This is a genomic window from Streptomyces sp. NPDC028907 (assembly GCF_055564995.1).
Genome location: NZ_JBVHVE010000010.1, coordinates 88,125 through 106,641 on the forward strand (window position 1 = coordinate 88,125; position 18,517 = coordinate 106,641).

The window sequence follows — 18,517 nt, forward strand, 5'->3', positions numbered from 1 at the left end:
CCTCACCGCACCGGTCGGCGGACCTCGCCCGTGCCCAGCGTGATCACGGCCCGGGGAGTCATGGGCTCCTCACCTCGGCGGGAGAGCAGGACGACCTCCTCGACGGCGGCCGACAGGGTGCCGAGCCGGACGGCACACTCGGCTGCCAGGCCTCTCGGGTCGTGGGTGCGGCCGAGGGACAGATGTGGGGTGAAGCGGCCGCCACGCCCGAGACAGAGTGGGAATCGCAGCTGCAGCTCCCGCTGGAGCCGGGTCCACGGGTCCGGGCCCGCCGCGGCCGGATCGAGCCAGACCGTCGCGTAGTGGCGGTGCCGGAAGTACCGCACCCCCGCCAACCGCGCGGTGAACGGCGTGCCGGCCGCCGCCCCGGCGGAGAGCAGGGGCACGGCCCGAGCGAACTCCTCCTCCGGTACGAAACCGAACAGCAGGTTCACATGCGGCGGCCACCGCCGTACCTGCGGATCATGCTCCCAGCGGATGTCCTGGATGACCGGCCAGAGCTCACTCGGCGGCAGCCAGGCGACCGCCGTCCGGGCCGTCGGCGTCACCTCGAGCGCACCGCCCGGCTCGGCCGGGCCGAAAGCCGCGTACCCGTCCACATGCCCATGATCCCAAAAAGAGGCAGGATCATCCGATCGAGCACAGGACGAACGATTCACCAGGTGAACGTCGCGATGTTCGATCAACGACGCCCGGGCCGCGCGGTGATTCTTGTGCCGGTATCCGACCGACCGACCGGCAGGCAGCAGACCTTCGAGACCGACCTTCGAGACCGAACTTCGAGTCCGGCGTTCGAGTCATGCTGCCTCCCCTTCCCAAGGAGTTCCCTTGAACCTTCGTCGTCTGGTGACCGGTGCTCTCGGTTCCGCCGCCCTCGTCCTCACGTCCCTCGGCGCGGTGACCGCCCAGGCCGGCCCCGCGGCGGCCGACCCGTGCGGCTTCTACGAGACCAGCTCCGACGCCTACTACAACCACTGCACGTCAGACGGCTCCCGCGTGGTCATCCAGGTGCGGGTCGCCCAGGCGCCCGACTACGAGCGGTGTGTCGGCCCCGGCAGGACCTGGCTGGGCTCCGCGAGCAAGATCCAGGGCGCTCACTACGTCAACCGCACCTGCTGACCGGCAGGCACCTGGGCTGATGCCCGCCCGGTCGCCGGGGCGGCATAGGTCAGTCCAGGAAGTCGGCGACGAGGAGAGCGAACTCGTCGGGCGCGGCGAGGCGGATCCCGAGGTCCTCGGCCTTGGCGCGCTTGGATCCGGCCCCGTCTCCGGCGACCACCAGGCTGGTCTTCCTGGAGACGCTGGAGGAGGAGCGACCGCCGGCCCGCTCGATGAGTTCGTTCACCTGGTTGCGGCTGAGCTTCTCCAGCGGACCGGTCATGGCACCGGTGACCACGACGGTCATCCCGGCGAGCGGCCCGGCGGCCGGGGTGCCACTCGCCCCGTCGTCGGCGCCGGTGTCCGGGTCGGCGTCGGCGGCAGCTGTCATGGGCGGGAACGTGGCGCCCGGCTCGGTCATGTTCACCCCGGCCGTGGCGAGTTTGTCGATCAGCCCGGCGAGTTCGGCCAGTTCGGCGACGATGGAGGGCGCCTTCTCGGCGCCGATGCCCTCGACCTGCTGCAACTGGCCGGCGTCGGCGGCGCGGATGTTGTCCATGGTGGCGAAGTACCGGGCTATTCGGCGGGACATGGACCGGCCCGTGCCGCGCACTCCCAGGGCGCACAGCACGCGCGAGAGCGGCCGTGTCCTCGCGGTGGCGAGGGCGGCCAGCAGGTTGTCGGTGCTGGTCTCGCCCATCCGGTCCAGCCCGAGCAACTGCTCACGGGTCAGGGTGAACAGGTCGGCGAGGTCGCTGACAAGTCCGGCCTCGACGAGCTGCACCACGCGGGTGCCGCCCAGACCCTCGATGTCGAGCTGGTCGCGGCCCGCGGCGTACGACAGGGAGGCCACCAGGTGGCAGTTGCGTCCCTGCTCGCACCGCCAGCGCTCCTGGCTGGTGTCGATGCCCGAGCCGCAGCGCGGGCACACCTGAGGGAAGACGATCGGCTTCTCGTCACCCGTGCGCAGATGGGCGACCGGGGCCTCGACGCGCGGGATGACGTCACCGGCGCGGTGCACCATCACCTGGTCGCCCATCCGCAGGTCACGTCGGGTGATGTCGGCCGGATTGTGGAGCGTGGCGTAGGTGATGGTGGAGCCGTCGATCTCGACCGGCTGCAGTACGGCGCGCGGGGCGATGATGCCGGTGCGGCCCACATTCCACTCGACGTCCAGCAGTCGGGTGATCTTCTCCACGGCGGGGAGTTTGTAGGCGATGGCCCAGCGCGGGGCCCGCGATCCGGATCCGGCGGCCTTCTGGTCGGCCGCGTGGTCGGCCTTGATGACGATGCCGTCGATCCCGAACGGAAGCCCGGCGCGCAGCGCGGCGATCTCCTGCACCCGGGTCAGCACGTCGACCGTGGTGGCCGCGGTGATGCCGGGCACCGGCGTGGTGGCGGTGGTGTTCACGCCCAGCTCGGCCGCGAGGGTCATGAGCTCACTGTGCGCGAGGCCGTCCAGCCGTGCGGCCAGAGCCCCGTCGGTCTCGGGCACCGGCAGCAGGCCGTAGCCGAAGAACGTCATCGGGACCGTGTAGGCGCGGTCCTTCGCCCGCAGGGTGCCCGCGGCGGCGTTGCGGGGGTTGGCGAAGGGCTGGCCGCCGTGCGCGGTGCGCACCTCGTTGGCGTGCTCGAACTGCGCGGTCGTCATGAGGACTTCGCCGCGCACCTCCACGTCGACCGGCTCGGCCAGGGCGGCGGGCAGGCCCTCGATGGTTCCCATGGTGTGCGAGACGTCCTCCCCGGCCGTCCCGTCACCCCGTGTGATCAGCCGTGTCAGCCGTCCCCGTGTGTAGCGCGCGGCGATCGCCAGACCGTCGAGTTTCGGCTCGACGCTGTACCGCTGCGCCTCGTGGCCGATGCGGCGGGCCAGCGAGGCCGTCCAGGCCGTGAACTGCTCGGGCGAGAACACGTTGTCCAGGCTCAGCATCGCCACCGTGTGCGGCACATCGCCCTCGACCGCGCCGCCGGCGACCTTCCCCGTCGGGGAGTCGGGCAGCACCTCGTCGGGATGATCGGCCTCCCACGCGGAGATCTCTCTCACCAACCGGTCGTAGGCGTCGTCGTCCAGCGGTGAGGTGCCGTCCGTGTAGTAGGCGGCCGCGGCCCGCACGACGTCCTCGACCGCCCGGGCGTACCCGGCGGCGTCCACGATCTGCGCAACTGGTGTTGTCATGCCGACCATCCTGCCCGCCACCACTGACAACGCCTCTGACCTGCGAATTCACCGCGCGCGGTCAGATCACTGTCCCACCTGGGGGCAGCAGCGCGGACAGCGCGGCGCCTCCGTCGAGCAGGGCCCTGGACCGGGCCGTGATGTCGGCGTCCCTGGCGGCCAGCGCGGCGAACACGTCCTCCGTGCGGCGGGCGCGGCGCAACTCCGGCATGAGGGCCCGCAGGGGTGCGATGCGGTGACCGGCCTTGCGCAGTTGGTGCACGATCCGCGCATCCCGCACCTGGGCCGGTGTGTACCGGCGCGTCCCGCGCACGCCGTCGCGAACCGGGACGACGACACCCTCCGCGTCCCAGTGCCGCAGCGTCGACGGGCGGATGCCGAGCGCGGCGGCGAGTTCGGCGACGCTCATCGAGTCGGACGCCCGTACGTCCTCGATCGGCTCGCCGGAGATGGCCCGGGCAGCCTCCTCGGCCTGTCGCAGATCCCCGCGCTCCGTGTCGAGCCGGGCGTGCGCCGCGTCGAGCAGGGCGAGGACCTCCGCGAGCGGGGACCGGTGGACGGCCCGGACGATCTTCTTGGCCTCGGTCGGACCCGTACCCGCAGCCAGCGCGCGGTAGGCCAGTGCGGACCGCAGATGCCTCTCCCCGTAGGTCCGGTAGCCCTTGGCCGTGCGTGTCGCCGGCGGCAGCACACCGTCGCGCTCGAGATTGCGCACCTGCTGCACGGAGTACCCGGCACGCCGCGCGATGTCGCCGGTACGCAGTTCACCTGATTTGAGACTTCTCAACCAGAAACCCCTCTCCGAGAGCGCCAAGTCTCCACAAGCACTTCGATGCAACGCTGGAACACATGACCATGGACGAGATCATCAGCTTCGTCGAGGCTCTCGACGGCGTCCTGACCCTCAGGCCCGCACCCGGCGACGGCTCGCCCGAGATCAGCTGGGGCGACACGTTCTTCTACTACGCACCCGATGGCGTCGTCCCGACGACGACCCAGCCGTTCGCGACGATCGTGACCAAGAACTACCCCGGCGACGAAGCATCACGTCTGGACCGGGCGGACACCTTCCGGCTGAACATCGCCGCCGGAAAGGAGGAGTTCATCCGGTGGACCGGCCACGCACCGCGCGAACCCGGCACCACCGGGACGGACCCCGGCGCCACCGACACCCTGACGGCGCACCCCGTCTACGGGGGCGTCGGCTGGCTGGCGGTGGTCAACCCGGGGCCGAGCACGGATGCGGCGGTGCGTGAACTGCTGCGCGGCGCCTGTCACCTGGCCCGCACACGCCATGAACGGCGCGCCTCCTAGGCGCCCGGCGAAGGGCTCCCCGCAAGCGCCCTCGCCCCCGCCGCGACCGGGTGGAGGGTCGCGTGCTCCAGGGGTGCCGACGGGTCGATCGACACGTCGAGCGCGGCGGGTTCGGCTCCGGCCCGTACGAGGAGGTCGCCGACGGCGGCGATCATCGCGCCGTTGTCCGTGCACAGCCGTAGCGGCGGCACCCGCAGCGTGACGCCGGCGGCCCGGCAGCGTTCCTCCGCCAGGGAGCGCACCCGCGAGTTCGCGGCGACCCCGCCGACCACCACCAGCGTCCCCACGCCGTACTCGGCGCAGGCCGAGACCGCCTTGCGGGTCAGCACATCGGCCACCGCCTCCTGGAGCGAGGCCGCACCGTCGGCCACCGGCAGCACACCGGCCGTGTGGCCCTCGGCCCAACGGGCGGCGGCCGTCTTCAGCCCGGAGAAGGAGAAGGCGTACGGCTCGTCGCGCGGGCCGGTCAGCGGGCGCGGGAAGGGGACAGCGCGCGGATCCCCCGCGCGCGCTGCCCGGTCGACGGCCGGACCGCCGGGATACGGCAGTCCGAAGACCCGCGCCACCTTGTCGAAGCACTCCCCGGCCGCGTCGTCGAGGGTGTCGCCGAGGTGGACGATCGGGTCGCGGGCCAGGTCGCGGACGAGGAGGAGGGAGGTGTGGCCGCCGGAGACGATCAGCACCATGCAGGGGTCGGGCAGCGGCCCGTGCGCGAGAGTGTCGGCGGCGACATGGCCGGCCAGGTGGTGGACGCCGTACAGCGGCACGCCCAGGGCGTAGGCGACGCCCTTCGCCCCGGCCAGGCCCACTTGGAGCGCGCCCGACAGGCCCGGTCCGGTGGTGACGGCGACGGCGCCGATGTCGGACAGCGCCAGGCCCGCCTCGTCCAGCGCCTGCCGGATGACCGGGCGCAGCGTGTGCAGATGGGCCCGGGAGGCGATCTCGGGCACCACCCCGCCGTAACGGGCGTGTTCCTCCATGCTCGACGCCACCGCATGCCCCAACAGCCGCCCGTCCTGGACCAGCCCGGCGCCGGTCTCGTCGCAGGAGGACTCGATGCCGAGCACGATCGGAGAACCCATCGCCGCCCTTTCCGTACTTGCCACACAGGATATGTAATTGCAAGCAGTGTGCAATAAGGTGGCCGTGAATGCGTACCCGACGAAGGACACGCAGGCCACCGCCCCGTAGAGTGCGTCTCCGTTGCCCTTCGAGCCCCGAGGTACCGCGCAGTGACCCCCGCACGCCCCGCCCCTCCGCCCGCCGCCGTGACCGTCGTCGGGATCGGAGCCGACGGTTGGGAAGGCGTCCCGGACGGCTCCCGCGCCGCGTTGCTGGACGCCGAGGTCGTCATCGGCGCCCCGCGCCAACTGGACCTGCTGCCGCCCGCGTACGCCGGGGAGCGCATCGCCTGGCCCTCGCCGCTGCGGCCCGCGGTCCCCGGCCTCCTCGCCGCCCACGCCGGCCGCCGCGTCGCCGTACTGGCCAGCGGCGACCCCATGTTCTACGGCATCGGGCGCGCCGTCACCGAGGTCCTCGGCTCCGGTGCCGTGCGCGTCCTGCCGCACCCCTCCTCCGTCTCCCACGCCTGCGCCCGCCTCGGCTGGCCGCTGGAGGACGTCGAGGTCGTCACGCTGGTCGGCCGCCCCGCCGCCCGCCTTGCCGCCGCCCTGCACGAGGGCCGACGGCTGCTCGTGCTCAGCGCCGACGCCGCCACCCCCGCCGAGGTCGCCGCGCTGCTGCGAGACCGCGGTTTCGGACCCAGCCGGATGCGGGTGCTGGAACAGCTCGGCGGCGCGAAGGAACGTACGACCGCATCGACCTCCGCCGACGACTGGCAAGAAGCCCCCGGCGACCCGCTCAACATCGTCGCCGTCGAGTGCCACCGCGCCCCCGACGCCCCACGCCTCGGCGCCGTGCCCGGACTGCCCGACGCCGCCTACGAGCACGACGGACAGCTCACCAAGCGGCACATCCGCGCCGCCACGCTGGGCGTGCTCGCGCCCGCGCCCGGTGAGCTGCTGTGGGACGTCGGCGGTGGGTCCGGGTCGATCGCCATCGAGTGGATGCGCACCCACCCCACGTGCCGGGCGGTCACCGTCGAACGCGACCCCGTGCGCGCCGAGCGCATCACCCGCAACGCCGACCGGCTCGGCGTGCCCGCCCTGCGCGTCGTCACCGGCGCCGCACCCGCCGTCCTGGCCGAACTGCCCACGCCGGACGCGGTGTTCATCGGTGGCGGCCTCACCGCGCCCGGCCTCCTCGACGCCTGCTGGGAGGCGCTGCCCGCAGGCGGGCGTCTCGTCGCCAACACCGTGACGCTGGAGTCGGAGGCGCTGCTCGCCGACGCCCACCGGCGACACGGTGGCGAGCTGGTGCGGCTCGCCGTGGCACACGCCGTCCCCGTGGGCGGCTTCACCGGCTGGCGTCAGGCGATGCCGGTGACCCAGTGGGCCGTGCGGAAAGAGCAGCGAACCCTCAACCCCGTTCCAGGAGCAGACAGATGACCGTGTACTTCATCGGTGCCGGCCCCGGTGCCGCCGACCTGATCACGGTGCGTGGCGCCCGTACGCTCGCCGCCTGCCAGGTCTGCCTCTACGCGGGCAGCCTGGTGCCCCGCGAACTGCTCGCCGAATGCCCGCCGGACGCACGGCTGGTGGACACCGCCGACCTCAACCTCGACGAGATCACCGCCGAGTTGGTCGGGGCCCATGAAGCGGGGCACGACGTGGCGCGGCTGCACTCGGGCGACCCGTCCGTGTTCAGCGCGGTCGCCGAGCAGATGCGGCGACTGGACGCGGCCGGAGTGCCGTACGAGGTCGTACCCGGGGTGCCCGCCTTCGCCGCCGCCGCGGCCGCCCTGAAGCGGGAACTGACCGTGCCGACGGTCGGCCAGACGGTCATCCTCACCCGTATCGCGCACCGCGCCACCGCCATGCCCGACGGCGAGGACCTCGCCACCCTCGGCCGCAGCGGCGCGCTCATCGTGCTCCACCTCGCCGCCCGGTACGTCGACCGCGTCGTGGAGGAACTCCTCCCGCACTACGGCGCCGACTGCCCCGCCGCCGTCGTCGCCTACGCCTCCCGCCCCGACGAACTGATCATCCGGGGCACTCTCGACGAGATCGCCGGGCGGGTGAAGGAGGCGGGTGTACTGCGCACGGCCGTCATCATGGTCGGCCGCACGCTCGGCGCGGAGCAGTTCCGCGACAGCCACCTGTACTCGCCGGAGCGCGAGCGGCACGTCTGCTAGGCGCTCCGCTTGCAACGCCGCGAAGTGCCGTCTTTGTCTGCGGGTTCGTCGTGGCCGGTCGCGCGGTTCCCCGCGCCCCTTGGGGCGTTGCGGAACCGTCGGCGACTTCCTCGGGTTTGCCTGGCCGCCGAGCGCTCACGCGTCGGTGGCGGGTTCGTCGTGGCTGGTCGCGCAGTTCCCCGCGCCCCTCGGGGCGTTGCGGGACCGCCGTCGACTTGGCGCCGTGTTCACGGCCGGGCGGTCGCAGGTCCGGACAGCGGGCTGCGCCCCACGATGGTCCCCGCCCGGTCGATGCAGATCACGTCGACCGCGACGGGTGCGCCCCGCAGTACGGACAGGGCCTCGTCGCGGGCGGTGACCGCCACCAGGTCGCCGAGCGGTACGCCGGCCGCCGCGCACAACTGGAGGGCGGCCAGCCCGGTGTTGGCGCTCGCCACCTCGGCGGCGAGGGCCTCGTCGGCGCCGCCGCGCCGGGCGAGGTCGGCCAGGAAGCCCTTGTCGACCTGGGAGCGGGCGGAGTGCAGGTCAAGGTGGCCGGCGGCCAGTTTGGAGAGTTTGGCGAAGCCCCCGCAGATCGTGAGGCGGTCGACGGGGTGGCGGCGGACGTACTTCAGGACCGCGCCCGCGAAGTCGCCCATGTCGAGCAGGGCGTCCTCGGGGAGGTCGTACGCGGCGACGACCGTCTTCTCCGAGGTCGACCCGGTGCAACCGGCCACGTGGGTGCGCCCCGCCGCCCGGGCCACATCCACGCCGCGCCGGATGGAGTCGATCCACGCCGAGCAGGAGTACGGCACCACGATGCCCGTGGTGCCGAGAATGGAGAGGCCGCCGAGGATGCCCAGCCGAGGGTTCCACGTGGAGCGGGCGATCTCCTCGCCGTGGTCCACGGAGACGGTGATCTCCACGTCGCCGCTGCCGCCGTACCGCCGCGCGACCTGGGCGACGTGGTCGCGCATCAGCTGCCGGGGCACGGGGTTGACGGCCGGTTCGCCGACGGGCAGCGGCAGTCCGGGCCGGGTGATCGTCCCCACGCCGGGGCCCGCCTTGAACACGACCCCGGCACCCGCGGGCAGCACCCGCACGGTCGCCCGGATCAGCGCGCCGTGGGTGACGTCAGGGTCGTCTCCCGCGTCCTTCACGATGCCCGCCATGGCGTACGTGTCCGTCAGCTCCTCGGCCGCCAGGGCGAAGGACGGCGTCTGCCCCTTGGGCAGCGTGATCGGCACCGGGTCGGGAAACTCCCCGGTCAGCAGCGCGGTGTACGCGGCCGTCGTCGCCGCCGTCGCGCAGGCGCCGGTCGTCCAGCCGTGCCGCAGACCGGTGTGCTTGAGTTGGGCGCCGCGGCCGCCCTTGGCCTCGCTCGTCATGCCTCACTCTTCGAAAGGGAACCGGACTTCGTGCACGTACTGATTCTGGGCGGGACCACCGAGGCCCGTCGCCTCGCCGAACTGCTGGCGGCGGCCGCCGTGCCCGGGCTGCGGGTGACGAACTCGCTGGCCGGACGCGTGTCCGCGCCCCGCCTGCCGCCCGGCGAGGTGCGCGTGGGCGGCTTCGGCGGCGCCGCCGGGCTGGCCGCGTGGCTGCGTGAGCACGAGGTGGACGCGCTCATCGACGCCACGCACCCGTTCGCCGGGACGATCAGTTTCAACGCGGCGCGGGCCGCCGCCACCGCCCATGTTCCCCTGCTCGCGTTGCGGCGCCCCGGCTGGGTCCCGGTGGCGGGGGACGACTGGCGCGAGGTCGACTCGCTGGAGGAGGCGGCGCGGTCGCTGCCCGGGCTCGGCCGACGCGTGTTCCTCACCACCGGGCGGATGGGGCTGGCCGCCTTCGCGGACCTCGCCGACCTGTGGTTCCTCGTCCGGTCCGTGGACGCGCCCGAGCCCCCGCATCCGCCCCGCATGGAGGTGCTGCTCGATCGCGGCCCCTTCACCCTCGACGGGGAGCGCGAACTGCTGCGCCGACACGGCATCGACGTGGTCGTCACGAAGGACAGCGGGGGAGCGGCCACCGCGCCGAAGCTGCGGGCGGCACGCGAGGCCGGGGTGCCCGTGGTCGTGGTGCGCAGGCCGCCGGTCCCAGGCGGTGTGCGGGTCGTGGCCGAACCCGAGCAGGCGCTGCACTGGCTGGTCAACGGCACACCCTCTTTCCCGGGCACTGGCTGAAACCTGACCCCAGCTTTGCCGCGTTTGGCTTTTACCTGCAACCTTGTTGCAGCAGGCTCGGGGATGTGGCTGAGAAGAACCGAACAACGAGATGGCACCGCATCCGCGCCTCGATGACCCGCAGGGAATGGGCGAACCTCGCCGGCATGGCCGCGTTCATCCTGGCTCTGCACGTCATCGGCTGGTTCACGCTGGTCGCGATCGTCGCCCCGCATCACTACAGCCTCGGCGAGAGGTCGTTCGGCGTCGGCATCGGCATCACCGCGTACACGCTCGGCATGCGGCACGCCTTCGACGCCGACCACATCGCCGCCATCGACAACACCACCCGCAAGCTGATGAGCGAGGGACAGCGTCCGCTGTCCGTCGGCTTCTGGTTCTCCCTCGGCCACTCGACCATCGTCTTCGTCCTCGCCCTCCTGCTCTCCCTGGGCGTGAAGGCGGTGGCCGGCCCGGTCCGGGACGACGACTCCCGACTGCACGACATCACCGGCTGGATCGGCACCTCCGTCTCCGGGGCCTTCCTCTACCTCATCGCGATCATCAACCTGGTGGTCATGGCCGGAATCTGGAAGGTGTTCCGGCAGATGCGCTCCGGCCACTTCGACGAGGCCGCTCTGGAGGAACAGCTCGACAACCGCGGCTTCATGAACCGCCTCCTCGGCCGCGTCATGAAGTCCATCACCAAGCCCTGGCAGATGTACCCCCTGGGCATGCTGTTCGGCCTCGGCTTCGACACGGCCACCGAGATCGCCCTGCTGGTCCTCGCAGGCTCGGGCGCCGCCTCCGGTCTGCCCTGGTACGCGATCCTCTGCCTGCCCGTCCTGTTCGCGGCCGGCATGTCGCTGCTGGACACCGTCGACGGCTCGTTCATGAACTTCGCCTACGGCTGGGCCTTCTCCAAGCCGGTCCGCAAGGTCTACTACAACCTCACCGTCACCGGCCTGTCCGTCGCCGTCGCCCTCATCATCGGCACCGTCGAACTGCTGGGCCTGATCGCCGAGAAGGCGCATCTGCACGGTGCCTTCTGGGACTGGGTCTGCGGACTCGACCTCAACATCATCGGATACGTCGTCGTCGGCCTGTTCCTCGCCACCTGGGCCATCGCCCTGCTGGTGTGGAAGGTCGGCCGGATCGAGGAGAAGTGGACGGCGGGGACGGCGGGGACGGCCCAGGGGCCGGCCCCCGCCGAACGGGGGCCGATCCCCGCCGAACAGGGAGCCGAGTAGGCGCCCCCGCGTCACGCGTCCGGGTAGCGGCGCGGTGTCCAGACGACGTCCTCGCCGTCCCCGCGCCGCACGACCTGCGTCTGCGAGGAACCGACCAGCAGGATCGTGCGCATGTCGACCTCGGCCGGATCGAGGTCCGCCAGCCGCACGATCCGCACCCGCTCCCCGGAGCCGCCGACGTCCCGCGCGACCACCACCGGAGTCTGCGGAGCCCGGTGCTCCAGGAGCAGCTCGCGGGCCTTGGCCACCTGCCAGGTGCGGCTGCGCGAGCCCGGGTTGTACAGGGCCAGCACCAGATCCGCCGAGGCCGCCGCGTGCAGCCGTTCGGCGATGACCTCCCAGGGCTTGAGCCGGTCGGAGAGGGAGATGGTGGCGTAGTCGTGCCCGAGCGGGGCACCCGCGCGGGCGGCGGCCGCGTTGGCGGCGGTCACCCCCGGCAGCACCCGCACGGGAATGTCCGCGTACTCCTGCTCCGACGCGACCTCCAGAACGGCCGTGGCCATCGCGAAGATCCCCGGATCGCCACCCGAGACGACGGCCACCCGCCGCCCCCGCCGGGCGAGTTGCAGCGCGAACTCGGCACGCTCGGACTCGACCCGGTTGTCCGAGCCGTGCCGGAGCTGACCGGGACGGACCGGCACCCGGTCCAGGTAGGTGGTGTAGCCGACCAGGTCGTCGGCGGCGGCGAGCGCACCCCGGGTCTCGGGAGTGAGCCACAGCGGACCGGCCGGACCGGTCCCCACCACGACGACCTCCCCCAGCTCCCGCACTTCAGGCTCGGCGTCGACCTGGCTCGGCAGCACGGCGACCGCGAAGTACGGCACCGACTCCGGGTCCACGTCGGCCAGTTCGGCCAGCCGCTCGCCGCTCATCGTGGCCCGCTCGACGTACCGCGCCTCGCCCAGCCGGCCCGAACTCTCCAGCGCGCCGCGGACCTTGGTGAACGTGCGGCCCAGCTTCATCACCACCGCCGCGTCCGTGGCGGCGAGCCGGGCGGTCAGCTCCTCCTCGGGCAGGGTGCCCGGCAGGATCGTCAGCACTTCCTCGCCCTCGGCGAGGGGGGTGCCCAGGCGGGCCGCGGCGGCCGACACGGAGGTGACACCGGGGATGACCTCGGTGTCGTAGCCGTCCGCGAGCCGCTTGTGCATGTGCATGTAGGAGCCGTAGAAGAGCGGGTCGCCCTCCGCGAGCACGGCGACCGTCCGGCCGGCGTCGAGGTGCGCGGCGAGGCGGGCGGCGGCCTCGGTGTAGAAGTCGTCGATGGCGCCCTGGTAGCCGCCGGGGTGGTTGGTGGTCTCGGTGGTGACCGGGTAGACCAGCCGCTCCTCGATGTGCCGTTCCTGGATGTGCTTCGCCGCGATCGAACGGGCGATGGACCGCCCGTGCCGCGCACTGTGGTACGCGATCACGTCCGCCTCGGCGATGACCTCCACCGCGCGCACGGTCATCAACGACGGATCGCCGGGGCCCAGCCCGACGCCGTACAGCTTCCCGCTCACTCTTCCTCACTCGCGATAGCGTTGAGCGCGGCGGCGGCGATGGCGCTGCCCCCGCGTCGGCCACGGACGATCAGGTGCTCAAGGCCCGACGGATGCTCCGCGAGCGCCTCCTTCGACTCGGCGGCCCCCACGAACCCCACCGGCACACCTATGACGGCGGCCGGGCGGGGGGCGCCCGCCTCGATCATCTCCAGGAGCCGGAACAGTGAGGTAGGCGCGTTCCCGACGGCCACCACCGAACCCTCCAGCCGATCCCGCCACAGCTCCATGGCGGCCGCGCTGCGGGTGGTGCCCATCTTCGCGGCCAGTTCGGGGACGGCCGGGTCGGAGAGGGTGCACAGCACGTCGTTGTCGGCGGGCAGCCGCTTGCGGGTCACGCCGCTGGCCACCATCTGCACATCCGTGAAGATGGGCGCCCCGGCCCGCAGGGCCGCCCGCGCACGGGCCACCACCTGGGGCGAGTACACGAGGTCGCGCACGAGGTCGACCATCCCGCAGGCGTGGATCATCCGGACCGCGACCTGACTGACGTCGGCGGGCAGGCCCGCGAGGTCCGCCTCCGCGCGGATGGTGGCAAAGGACTGGCGGTAGATCGCCGCGCCGTCCTTCTCGTACTCGAACACCGTGCTCCTACAGGTCATGCGTGCGGGCCGCCGCCAGGTCGGCGGCGAGCTTCGATGGATGGTCGGTCGTCGTCGTGGCGCGAACCCGGCCGCCCGCCACGACGGAGATCAGGTAGCCGCCGTCCGGGGCCGCGACGACGTCCACATGATCGCCGCGCGGACGGCCGCAACGGCGCTCGCAGCCGGACCAGTACGCCGGCAGCCCGCCGCCCGCGCCGAGCGACGCGGCCGCGTCCGTCCGGATGTCCGCCCGCGACTTGGCACAACCGGGCCGTCCGATGCAGGCACCGACGCCGAGCCAGGGAGAGGCCGGATCCGTGATCAGACCGACGGAGTCTAGGCCGACAAGCCGGTCGGAGCGCACTGTGGGAAGGATCACTCCACGCCAAGGTGTCAGCCGCAGTTCCCCGGACGCGGTCGCCGTCAGCTCGGTCCACTGCGCTGCGGTGAGGCGGCCCAGCGGGGCGAGGACGGACAGGCTCGTCGTGCCGTCGGGGCCGGTGACGACGCCGGGGGCGGGGGACGGTTCGCTCGCCTGCGGCCAGGCCGGCGAGGCGTGTCCGGCCCTCAGCCGCCGAACGATCTCCTGCGCCAACTCATCGGCGGGCACCGGCAGTTCGGCCACCCGCCAGACCTGGCCGGCACTCGCCTCCAGGAAGACCTCGGCGGCCAGCAACGCGGCCCGAGGCGCGTCCTCGGCGGTGAGGACCACGACGCAATCGGCGGCCCCGATCCGCAGCCACACGGCACCGTCCGGCGCGGCCCGCAGTGTCACGTCCGCGTCGAGCCCGGCCACGTCCCCGCGCCCGTCGTCGAGCGCGAACAGGAACCGCCCGGACAGCCGGGCCGCCGCCTCGCTCGCGCACAGCAGCTCGTCCAACGCCCGCAGCCACGGCCGTACGTCGGCGTGGCCGCGCCCGTCCAGCCCGGACAGCGGCGAGGCCACCACATTGCGTACGCGTTCGTGCCGCCACGACGGCAGCAGCCCGGCCGTCTCCAGCCGGCCCGCCAACTCCCCGCCGCAGCCGGTCGGCAGACCGCGCAGCTGGACGTTGCCCCGCGACGTCAGATGCAGCTCCCCGTCGCCGAGGTCGAGCGCCGCCCGGCCGAGTTCCCGCGCCTGACCGACCTGGAGCACGCCTCCGGGAATCCGGATCCGGGCGAGTGCGCCGTCGTCCGCCGTGTGGAGCCTCAGTGCGCCCGGGCATGCGTCGTCGCGGTCCCGTGTGACCCCTGTGGCCTGGGACGACGGTCGGATGGAGGGCGTGGACATGGCGGCGAGCATACCGACCGCCCCGGCGACCGTATGCCGCCGCCTCCGCATGCCGACGGCTGGTCCCGTGCCCCTTACTATGCTTCTCGGTGGATCATCCGGTCCGCCACCGCCACGACGGCGACAGGGGAGGAAGCCGGTGCGAATCCGGCGCGGTCCCGCCACTGTGAGCCCACCCCGCCAGGGTCGGGTGAGTCAGGAACTCCCGCCGTCAGACACCACCCGGGGCGCGGACACCCCGAGGAAGGCCGACGCCGCATGATCCTGCTCCTGTCGACGTCCGACACCGACCTGCTCAGCGCCCGCGCTGCGAACGGCCCGGTCCCGTACCGCTTCGCCAACCCCGCCCGGCTCCCGCTCGACGACCTGCCCGCGCTCCTCGACGGCGTCGACCTCGTCGTCGTACGCCTCCTCGGTGGTCTGCGCGCCTGGCAGGAAGGCCTCGACCTGCTGCTCGCAGACGGCCGCCCGGTCGTCGTCCTCACCGGCGAACAGGCCCCGGACGCCCAGCTGATGGCCGCCTCCACGGTCCCGGTCGGCATCGCCGCCGAGGCCCACGCCTACCTCGCCCACGGTGGCCCGGCCAACCTGGAGCAGCTCGCCCGCTTCCTGTCGGACACGGTCCTGCTGACCGGGCACGGCTTCGAGGCACCCGCGGCCGCGCCGAGCTGGGGCCCGCTGGCGCGCGAGCCCCGGCAGACGGACGGCCCGACGATCGCCGTGCTCTACTACCGCGCCCACCACATGAGCGGCAACACGGCGTTCGTGGGCGCCCTGTGCGACGCGATCGAGGACGCGGGCGGCCGGCCGCTGCCGCTGTACGTCGCTTCCCTGCGGGCCCCCGAGCCCGAACTCATCGACGAACTGCGCGCCGCCGACGCCATCGTCACCACTGTCCTCGCCGCGGGCGGCACCAAGCCCGCCGAGGCGTCCGCCGGCGGCGACGACGAGTCCTGGGACGCGGGCGCCCTGACCTCCCTCGACGTGCCGATCCTCCAGGCCCTGTGCCTGACCGGATCCCGGTCCGCCTGGGAGGAGAACGACGAGGGCGTCTCCCCGCTCGACGCCGCCAGCCAGATCGCCGTACCCGAGTTCGACGGCCGGCTCATCACCGTGCCGTTCTCCTTCAAGGAGATCGACGCCGACGGCCTGCCCGCCTACGTCGCCGACCCCGAGCGCGCGGCGCGCGTCGCCGGAATCGCCGTACGCCACGCCCGGCTTCGGCACATCCCGGCCGCCGACAAGCGCCTGGCCCTGGTCCTGTCCGCCTACCCGACCAAGCACTCCCGGATCGGCAACGCGGTCGGCCTCGACACCCCCGCCAGCGCCGTCGCGCTGCTCAGGCGCCTGCAGGCCGAGGGCTACGACTTCGGCGACAGCGACATCCCCGGCCTGGTCTCCGGCGACGGCGACGAGCTGATCCGCGCGCTCATCGAGGCCGGCGGCCACGACCAGAACTGGCTCACCGAGGAGCAGTTGGCCCGCAACCCGGTGCGGATCCCGGCGGCCGATTACCGGCGCTGGTTCGCCACGCTGCCCGAGGAACTGCGGACGGCAGTCGAGGAGCACTGGGGCCCGGCGCCCGGCGAGATGTTCGTCGACCGCAGCCGCAACGCGGAGGGCGACATCGTCCTCGCGGCCCTGCGCTTCGGCAACCTGCTGATCCTCATCCAGCCCCCGCGCGGCTTCGGCGAGAACCCCATCGCCATCTACCACGACCCGGACCTCCCGCCGTCCCACCACTACCTCGCCGCCTACCGCTGGATCGCGGCCCGCGCCGAGGACGGCGGGTTCGGCGCCGACGCGATGATCCACCTCGGCAAGCACGGCAACCTGGAGTGGCTGCCCGGCAAGAACGCCGGCCTCTCCGCCGCCTGCGGCCCCGACGCGGCCCTCGGCGACCTGCCGCTGATCTACCCGTTCCTGGTCAACGACCCCGGCGAGGGCACCCAGGCCAAGCGCCGCGTCCACGCCACCCTCATCGACCACCTCGTCCCGCCGATGGCCCGCGCCGACTCCTACGGCGACATCGCGCGCCTGGAGCAACTCCTCGACGAGTACGCCCAGATCTCCTCCATGGACCCGGCCAAGCTCCCGGCCATCCGCGCCCAGATCTGGACCCTCATCCAGGCCGCCAAGCTCGACCACGACCTCGGCATGGACGACCGCCCCGACGACGACGGCTTCGACGACTTCCTGCTGCACGTCGACGGCTGGCTGTGCGAGGTCAAGGACGCACAGATCCGCGACGGCCTGCACGTCCTCGGCGCGCCGCCGCAGGGCGCCGACCGCGTCAACCTCGTCCTCGCCATCCTGCGCGCCCGCCAGATCTGGGGCGGCACCACCGCCCTGCCCGGCCTGCGCGAAGCCCTCGGCCTGGACGAGTCCGCCGCGACCCGCACCACCGCCGACGAGGCGGAGGACAAGGCCCGCGCCCTCGTCCAGGCGATGGACGAAGCGGGCTGGGACCCGGCCGCCGTCCCCACCGAGCACGGCGAACAGGTCGCCGCCATCCTGGAGTTCGCCGCCCGCGAGGTCGTCCCCCGCCTCGCCGCCACCACCGCCGAACTCGACCACGCCCTGCACGCCCTCAACGGCGGCTTCGTCCCCGCCGGTCCCTCCGGCTCGCCCCTGCGCGGCTTGGTCAACGTCCTGCCGACCGGCCGCAACTTCTACTCGGTCGACCCGAAGGCCGTCCCGTCCCGGCTCGCCTGGGAGACCGGCCAGGCCCTCGCCGACTCCCTCCTGGAGCGCTACCGCACCGACAACGGCGACTGGCCCACCTCCGTCGGTCTGTCCCTGTGGGGCACGAGCGCGATGCGCACGGCGGGCGACGACGTCGCCGAGGCGCTCGCCCTGCTCGGCGTCCGCCCGGTCTGGGACGACGCCTCGCGCCGGGTCACGGGACTGGAGGCAATCCCGTACGAGGAGCTGGGCCGCCCGCGCATCGACGTGACGCTGCGCATCTCGGGGTTCTTCCGGGACGCGTTCCCGCACACGATCGGCCTGCTCGACGACGCCGTTCGGCTGGCCGCCTCACTGGAGGAGCCCGCCGAGGTCAACCACGTGCGCGCCCACGTCCAGTCCGACCTCGCGGACCACGGCGACGAACGCCGCGCCACCACCCGCATCTTCGGCTCCCGCCCCGGCACCTACGGCGCCGGACTGCTCCAGCTCATCGACTCCCGCGACTGGCGCACCGACGCCGACCTCGCCGAGGTCTACACGGTCTGGGGCGGCTACGCCTACGGCCGTGAACTCGACGGCCGCCCGGCGCGCGACGAGATGGAGACGGCGTACAAGCGGATCGCGGTCGCCGCCAAGAACACGGACACTCGCGAGCACGACATCGCCGACTCCGACGACTACTTCCAGTACCACGGCGGCATGGTGGCCACGGTCCGCGCCCTGCGCGGCACGGCCCCCGAGGCGTACATCGGTGACTCCACCCGGCCGGAGACGGTCCGCACCCGCACCCTCGTCGAGGAGACCTCGCGCGTCTTCCGCGCCCGCGTCGTCAACCCGAAGTGGATCGAGGCGATGCGCCGCCACGGCTACAAGGGCGCCTTCGAACTCGCCGCCACCGTGGACTACCTGTTCGGCTACGACGCCACGACCGGCGTGATCGCCGACTGGATGTACGACAAGCTCACCGAGACCTACGTCCTGGACCCCACCAACCGCGAGTTCCTCCAGGAGGCCAACCCCTGGGCCCTGCACGGCATCGCCGAGCGGCTGCTGGAGGCCGAGTCGCGCGGGATGTGGGAGAAGCCGGACCCGGCGGTGCTGGAGGCGCTGCGGCAGGTGTACCTGGAGACCGAGGGTGACCTGGAGGGCGGCGAGTGAGGCGCGTTCGCGCTTGACACGGCGGAGGGCTCCCGTGAGCAACT

The 18,517-nt window shown here is 72.9% G+C and carries 15 protein-coding genes and 1 riboswitch; of the genes, 7 read left to right on the top strand and 8 right to left on the bottom strand.

Annotated elements, in window-relative coordinates; genetic code table 11:
- Nucleotides 1-2: 2 nt before the first annotated feature.
- Nucleotides 3-599: a 2'-5' RNA ligase family protein gene (locus tag ACZ4UU_RS28740; protein ID WP_471906265.1), complete on the bottom strand. Its 597-nt coding sequence runs from the start codon at nt 597-599 to the stop codon at nt 3-5.
- 229 nt (nt 600-828) lie between these two features.
- On the opposite strand from ACZ4UU_RS28740, the gene ACZ4UU_RS28745 reads away from it, so the two are divergent.
- Nucleotides 829-1,119 (top strand): DUF6355 family natural product biosynthesis protein, encoded by a 291-nt coding sequence (locus ACZ4UU_RS28745; RefSeq protein WP_471906266.1) that lies wholly within the window; start codon nt 829-831, stop codon nt 1,117-1,119.
- Between the two features lie 49 nt (nt 1,120-1,168).
- Here ACZ4UU_RS28745 and ligA read toward each other — a convergent pair whose 3' ends face one another.
- Both ligA and ACZ4UU_RS28755 read right to left on the bottom strand, forming a co-directional pair.
- Nucleotides 1,169-3,274 carry an NAD-dependent DNA ligase LigA gene (gene ligA / locus ACZ4UU_RS28750; RefSeq protein WP_471906267.1) on the bottom strand — a complete coding sequence of 702 codons (2,106 nt, stop codon included), beginning with the start codon at nt 3,272-3,274 and terminating at the stop codon, nt 1,169-1,171.
- 61 nt (nt 3,275-3,335) lie between these two features.
- A complete protein-coding gene (locus ACZ4UU_RS28755) occupies nt 3,336-4,061 on the bottom strand; it encodes a MerR family transcriptional regulator (RefSeq protein ID WP_471906268.1) in 726 nt (241 codons plus the stop codon).
- A 62-nt stretch (nt 4,062-4,123) separates the two neighbouring features.
- On the opposite strand from ACZ4UU_RS28755, the gene ACZ4UU_RS28760 reads away from it, so the two are divergent.
- On the top strand, nt 4,124-4,588 hold the full coding sequence (locus ACZ4UU_RS28760) for a DUF6194 family protein (RefSeq protein WP_471906269.1): 465 nt from the start codon (nt 4,124-4,126) through the stop codon (nt 4,586-4,588).
- Here ACZ4UU_RS28760 and tsaD read toward each other — a convergent pair.
- Nucleotides 4,585-5,670 (bottom strand): tRNA (adenosine(37)-N6)-threonylcarbamoyltransferase complex transferase subunit TsaD, encoded by a 1,086-nt coding sequence (tsaD, locus tag ACZ4UU_RS28765; protein WP_471906270.1) that lies wholly within the window; start codon nt 5,668-5,670, stop codon nt 4,585-4,587. The genes ACZ4UU_RS28760 and tsaD overlap by 4 nt on opposite strands.
- Before the next feature lie 150 nt (nt 5,671-5,820).
- Between tsaD and cbiE the strand changes: the two genes are divergently transcribed.
- Nucleotides 5,821-7,095, top strand: coding sequence for a precorrin-6y C5,15-methyltransferase (decarboxylating) subunit CbiE (gene cbiE / locus ACZ4UU_RS28770; protein ID WP_471906271.1), 1,275 nt, complete (start codon nt 5,821-5,823; stop codon nt 7,093-7,095).
- Nucleotides 7,092-7,841: a precorrin-4 C(11)-methyltransferase gene (gene cobM, locus ACZ4UU_RS28775; protein WP_471906272.1), complete on the top strand. Its 750-nt coding sequence runs from the start codon at nt 7,092-7,094 to the stop codon at nt 7,839-7,841. The genes cbiE and cobM overlap by 4 nt, the downstream gene beginning before the upstream one ends.
- Nucleotides 7,842-8,068: 227 nt before the next feature.
- Here cobM and ACZ4UU_RS28780 read toward each other — a convergent pair whose 3' ends face one another.
- Nucleotides 8,069-9,208: a cobalt-precorrin-5B (C(1))-methyltransferase gene (locus ACZ4UU_RS28780; RefSeq protein WP_471906273.1), complete on the bottom strand. Its 1,140-nt coding sequence runs from the start codon at nt 9,206-9,208 to the stop codon at nt 8,069-8,071.
- A 30-nt stretch (nt 9,209-9,238) separates the two neighbouring features.
- Here ACZ4UU_RS28780 and ACZ4UU_RS28785 point away from each other — a divergent pair, with 30 nt between their 5' ends.
- Together ACZ4UU_RS28785 and nicT are read left to right on the top strand one after the other, a co-directional pair.
- Entirely contained in the window at nt 9,239-10,003 is a 765-nt protein-coding gene (locus tag ACZ4UU_RS28785) for a cobalt-precorrin-6A reductase (RefSeq protein WP_471906274.1), read from the top strand.
- A 113-nt stretch (nt 10,004-10,116) separates the two neighbouring features.
- Entirely contained in the window at nt 10,117-11,232 is a 1,116-nt protein-coding gene (gene nicT, locus ACZ4UU_RS28790) for a Nickel transporter NicT (RefSeq protein ID WP_471906513.1), read from the top strand.
- A gap of 11 nt (nt 11,233-11,243) precedes the next feature.
- Here the strand turns inward: nicT and ACZ4UU_RS28795 are convergent, their stop codons facing one another.
- From ACZ4UU_RS28795 to ACZ4UU_RS28805, 3 genes are read right to left on the bottom strand one after another with little or no spacing between them, the layout of a single operon-like run.
- Nucleotides 11,244-12,731, bottom strand: a complete 1,488-nt coding sequence (locus ACZ4UU_RS28795) for a precorrin-2 C(20)-methyltransferase (protein WP_471906275.1) — start codon at nt 12,729-12,731, stop codon at nt 11,244-11,246.
- Nucleotides 12,728-13,372 (bottom strand): precorrin-8X methylmutase, encoded by a 645-nt coding sequence (locus tag ACZ4UU_RS28800; protein WP_471906276.1) that lies wholly within the window; start codon nt 13,370-13,372, stop codon nt 12,728-12,730. The genes ACZ4UU_RS28795 and ACZ4UU_RS28800 overlap by 4 nt, the downstream gene beginning before the upstream one ends.
- Nucleotides 13,362-14,627 carry a cobalamin biosynthesis protein CobG gene (locus tag ACZ4UU_RS28805; protein WP_471906277.1) on the bottom strand — a complete coding sequence of 422 codons (1,266 nt, stop codon included), beginning with the start codon at nt 14,625-14,627 and terminating at the stop codon, nt 13,362-13,364. The genes ACZ4UU_RS28800 and ACZ4UU_RS28805 overlap by 11 nt, the downstream gene beginning before the upstream one ends.
- 73 nt (nt 14,628-14,700) lie before the next feature.
- A riboswitch (cobalamin riboswitch) is annotated at nt 14,701-14,851 on the top strand.
- A gap of 34 nt (nt 14,852-14,885) precedes the next feature.
- On the opposite strand from ACZ4UU_RS28805, the gene cobN reads away from it, so the two are divergent.
- Nucleotides 14,886-18,473: a cobaltochelatase subunit CobN gene (gene cobN, locus ACZ4UU_RS28810; RefSeq protein ID WP_471906278.1), complete on the top strand. Its 3,588-nt coding sequence runs from the start codon at nt 14,886-14,888 to the stop codon at nt 18,471-18,473.
- Nucleotides 18,474-18,517 lie beyond the last annotated feature (44 nt).

Excerpts from the sequence above, each read along its gene's own strand:
- ligA (WP_471906267.1), bottom strand. The coding sequence starts at position 3,274 with ATGACAACACCAGTTGCGCAGATCGTGGACGCCGCCGGGTACGCCCGG.
- ACZ4UU_RS28760 (WP_471906269.1), top strand. The coding sequence starts at position 4,124 with ATGACCATGGACGAGATCATCAGCTTCGTCGAGGCTCTCGACGGCGTC.
- tsaD (WP_471906270.1), bottom strand. The coding sequence starts at position 5,670 with ATGGGTTCTCCGATCGTGCTCGGCATCGAGTCCTCCTGCGACGAGACC.
- cobM (WP_471906272.1), top strand. The coding sequence starts at position 7,092 with ATGACCGTGTACTTCATCGGTGCCGGCCCCGGTGCCGCCGACCTGATC.
- ACZ4UU_RS28780 (WP_471906273.1), bottom strand. The coding sequence starts at position 9,208 with ATGACGAGCGAGGCCAAGGGCGGCCGCGGCGCCCAACTCAAGCACACC.
- nicT (WP_471906513.1), top strand. The coding sequence starts at position 10,117 with ATGACCCGCAGGGAATGGGCGAACCTCGCCGGCATGGCCGCGTTCATC.
- ACZ4UU_RS28800 (WP_471906276.1), bottom strand. The coding sequence starts at position 13,372 with ATGACCTGTAGGAGCACGGTGTTCGAGTACGAGAAGGACGGCGCGGCG.
- ACZ4UU_RS28805 (WP_471906277.1), bottom strand. The coding sequence starts at position 14,627 with ATGTCCACGCCCTCCATCCGACCGTCGTCCCAGGCCACAGGGGTCACA.
- cobN (WP_471906278.1), top strand. The coding sequence starts at position 14,886 with ATGATCCTGCTCCTGTCGACGTCCGACACCGACCTGCTCAGCGCCCGC.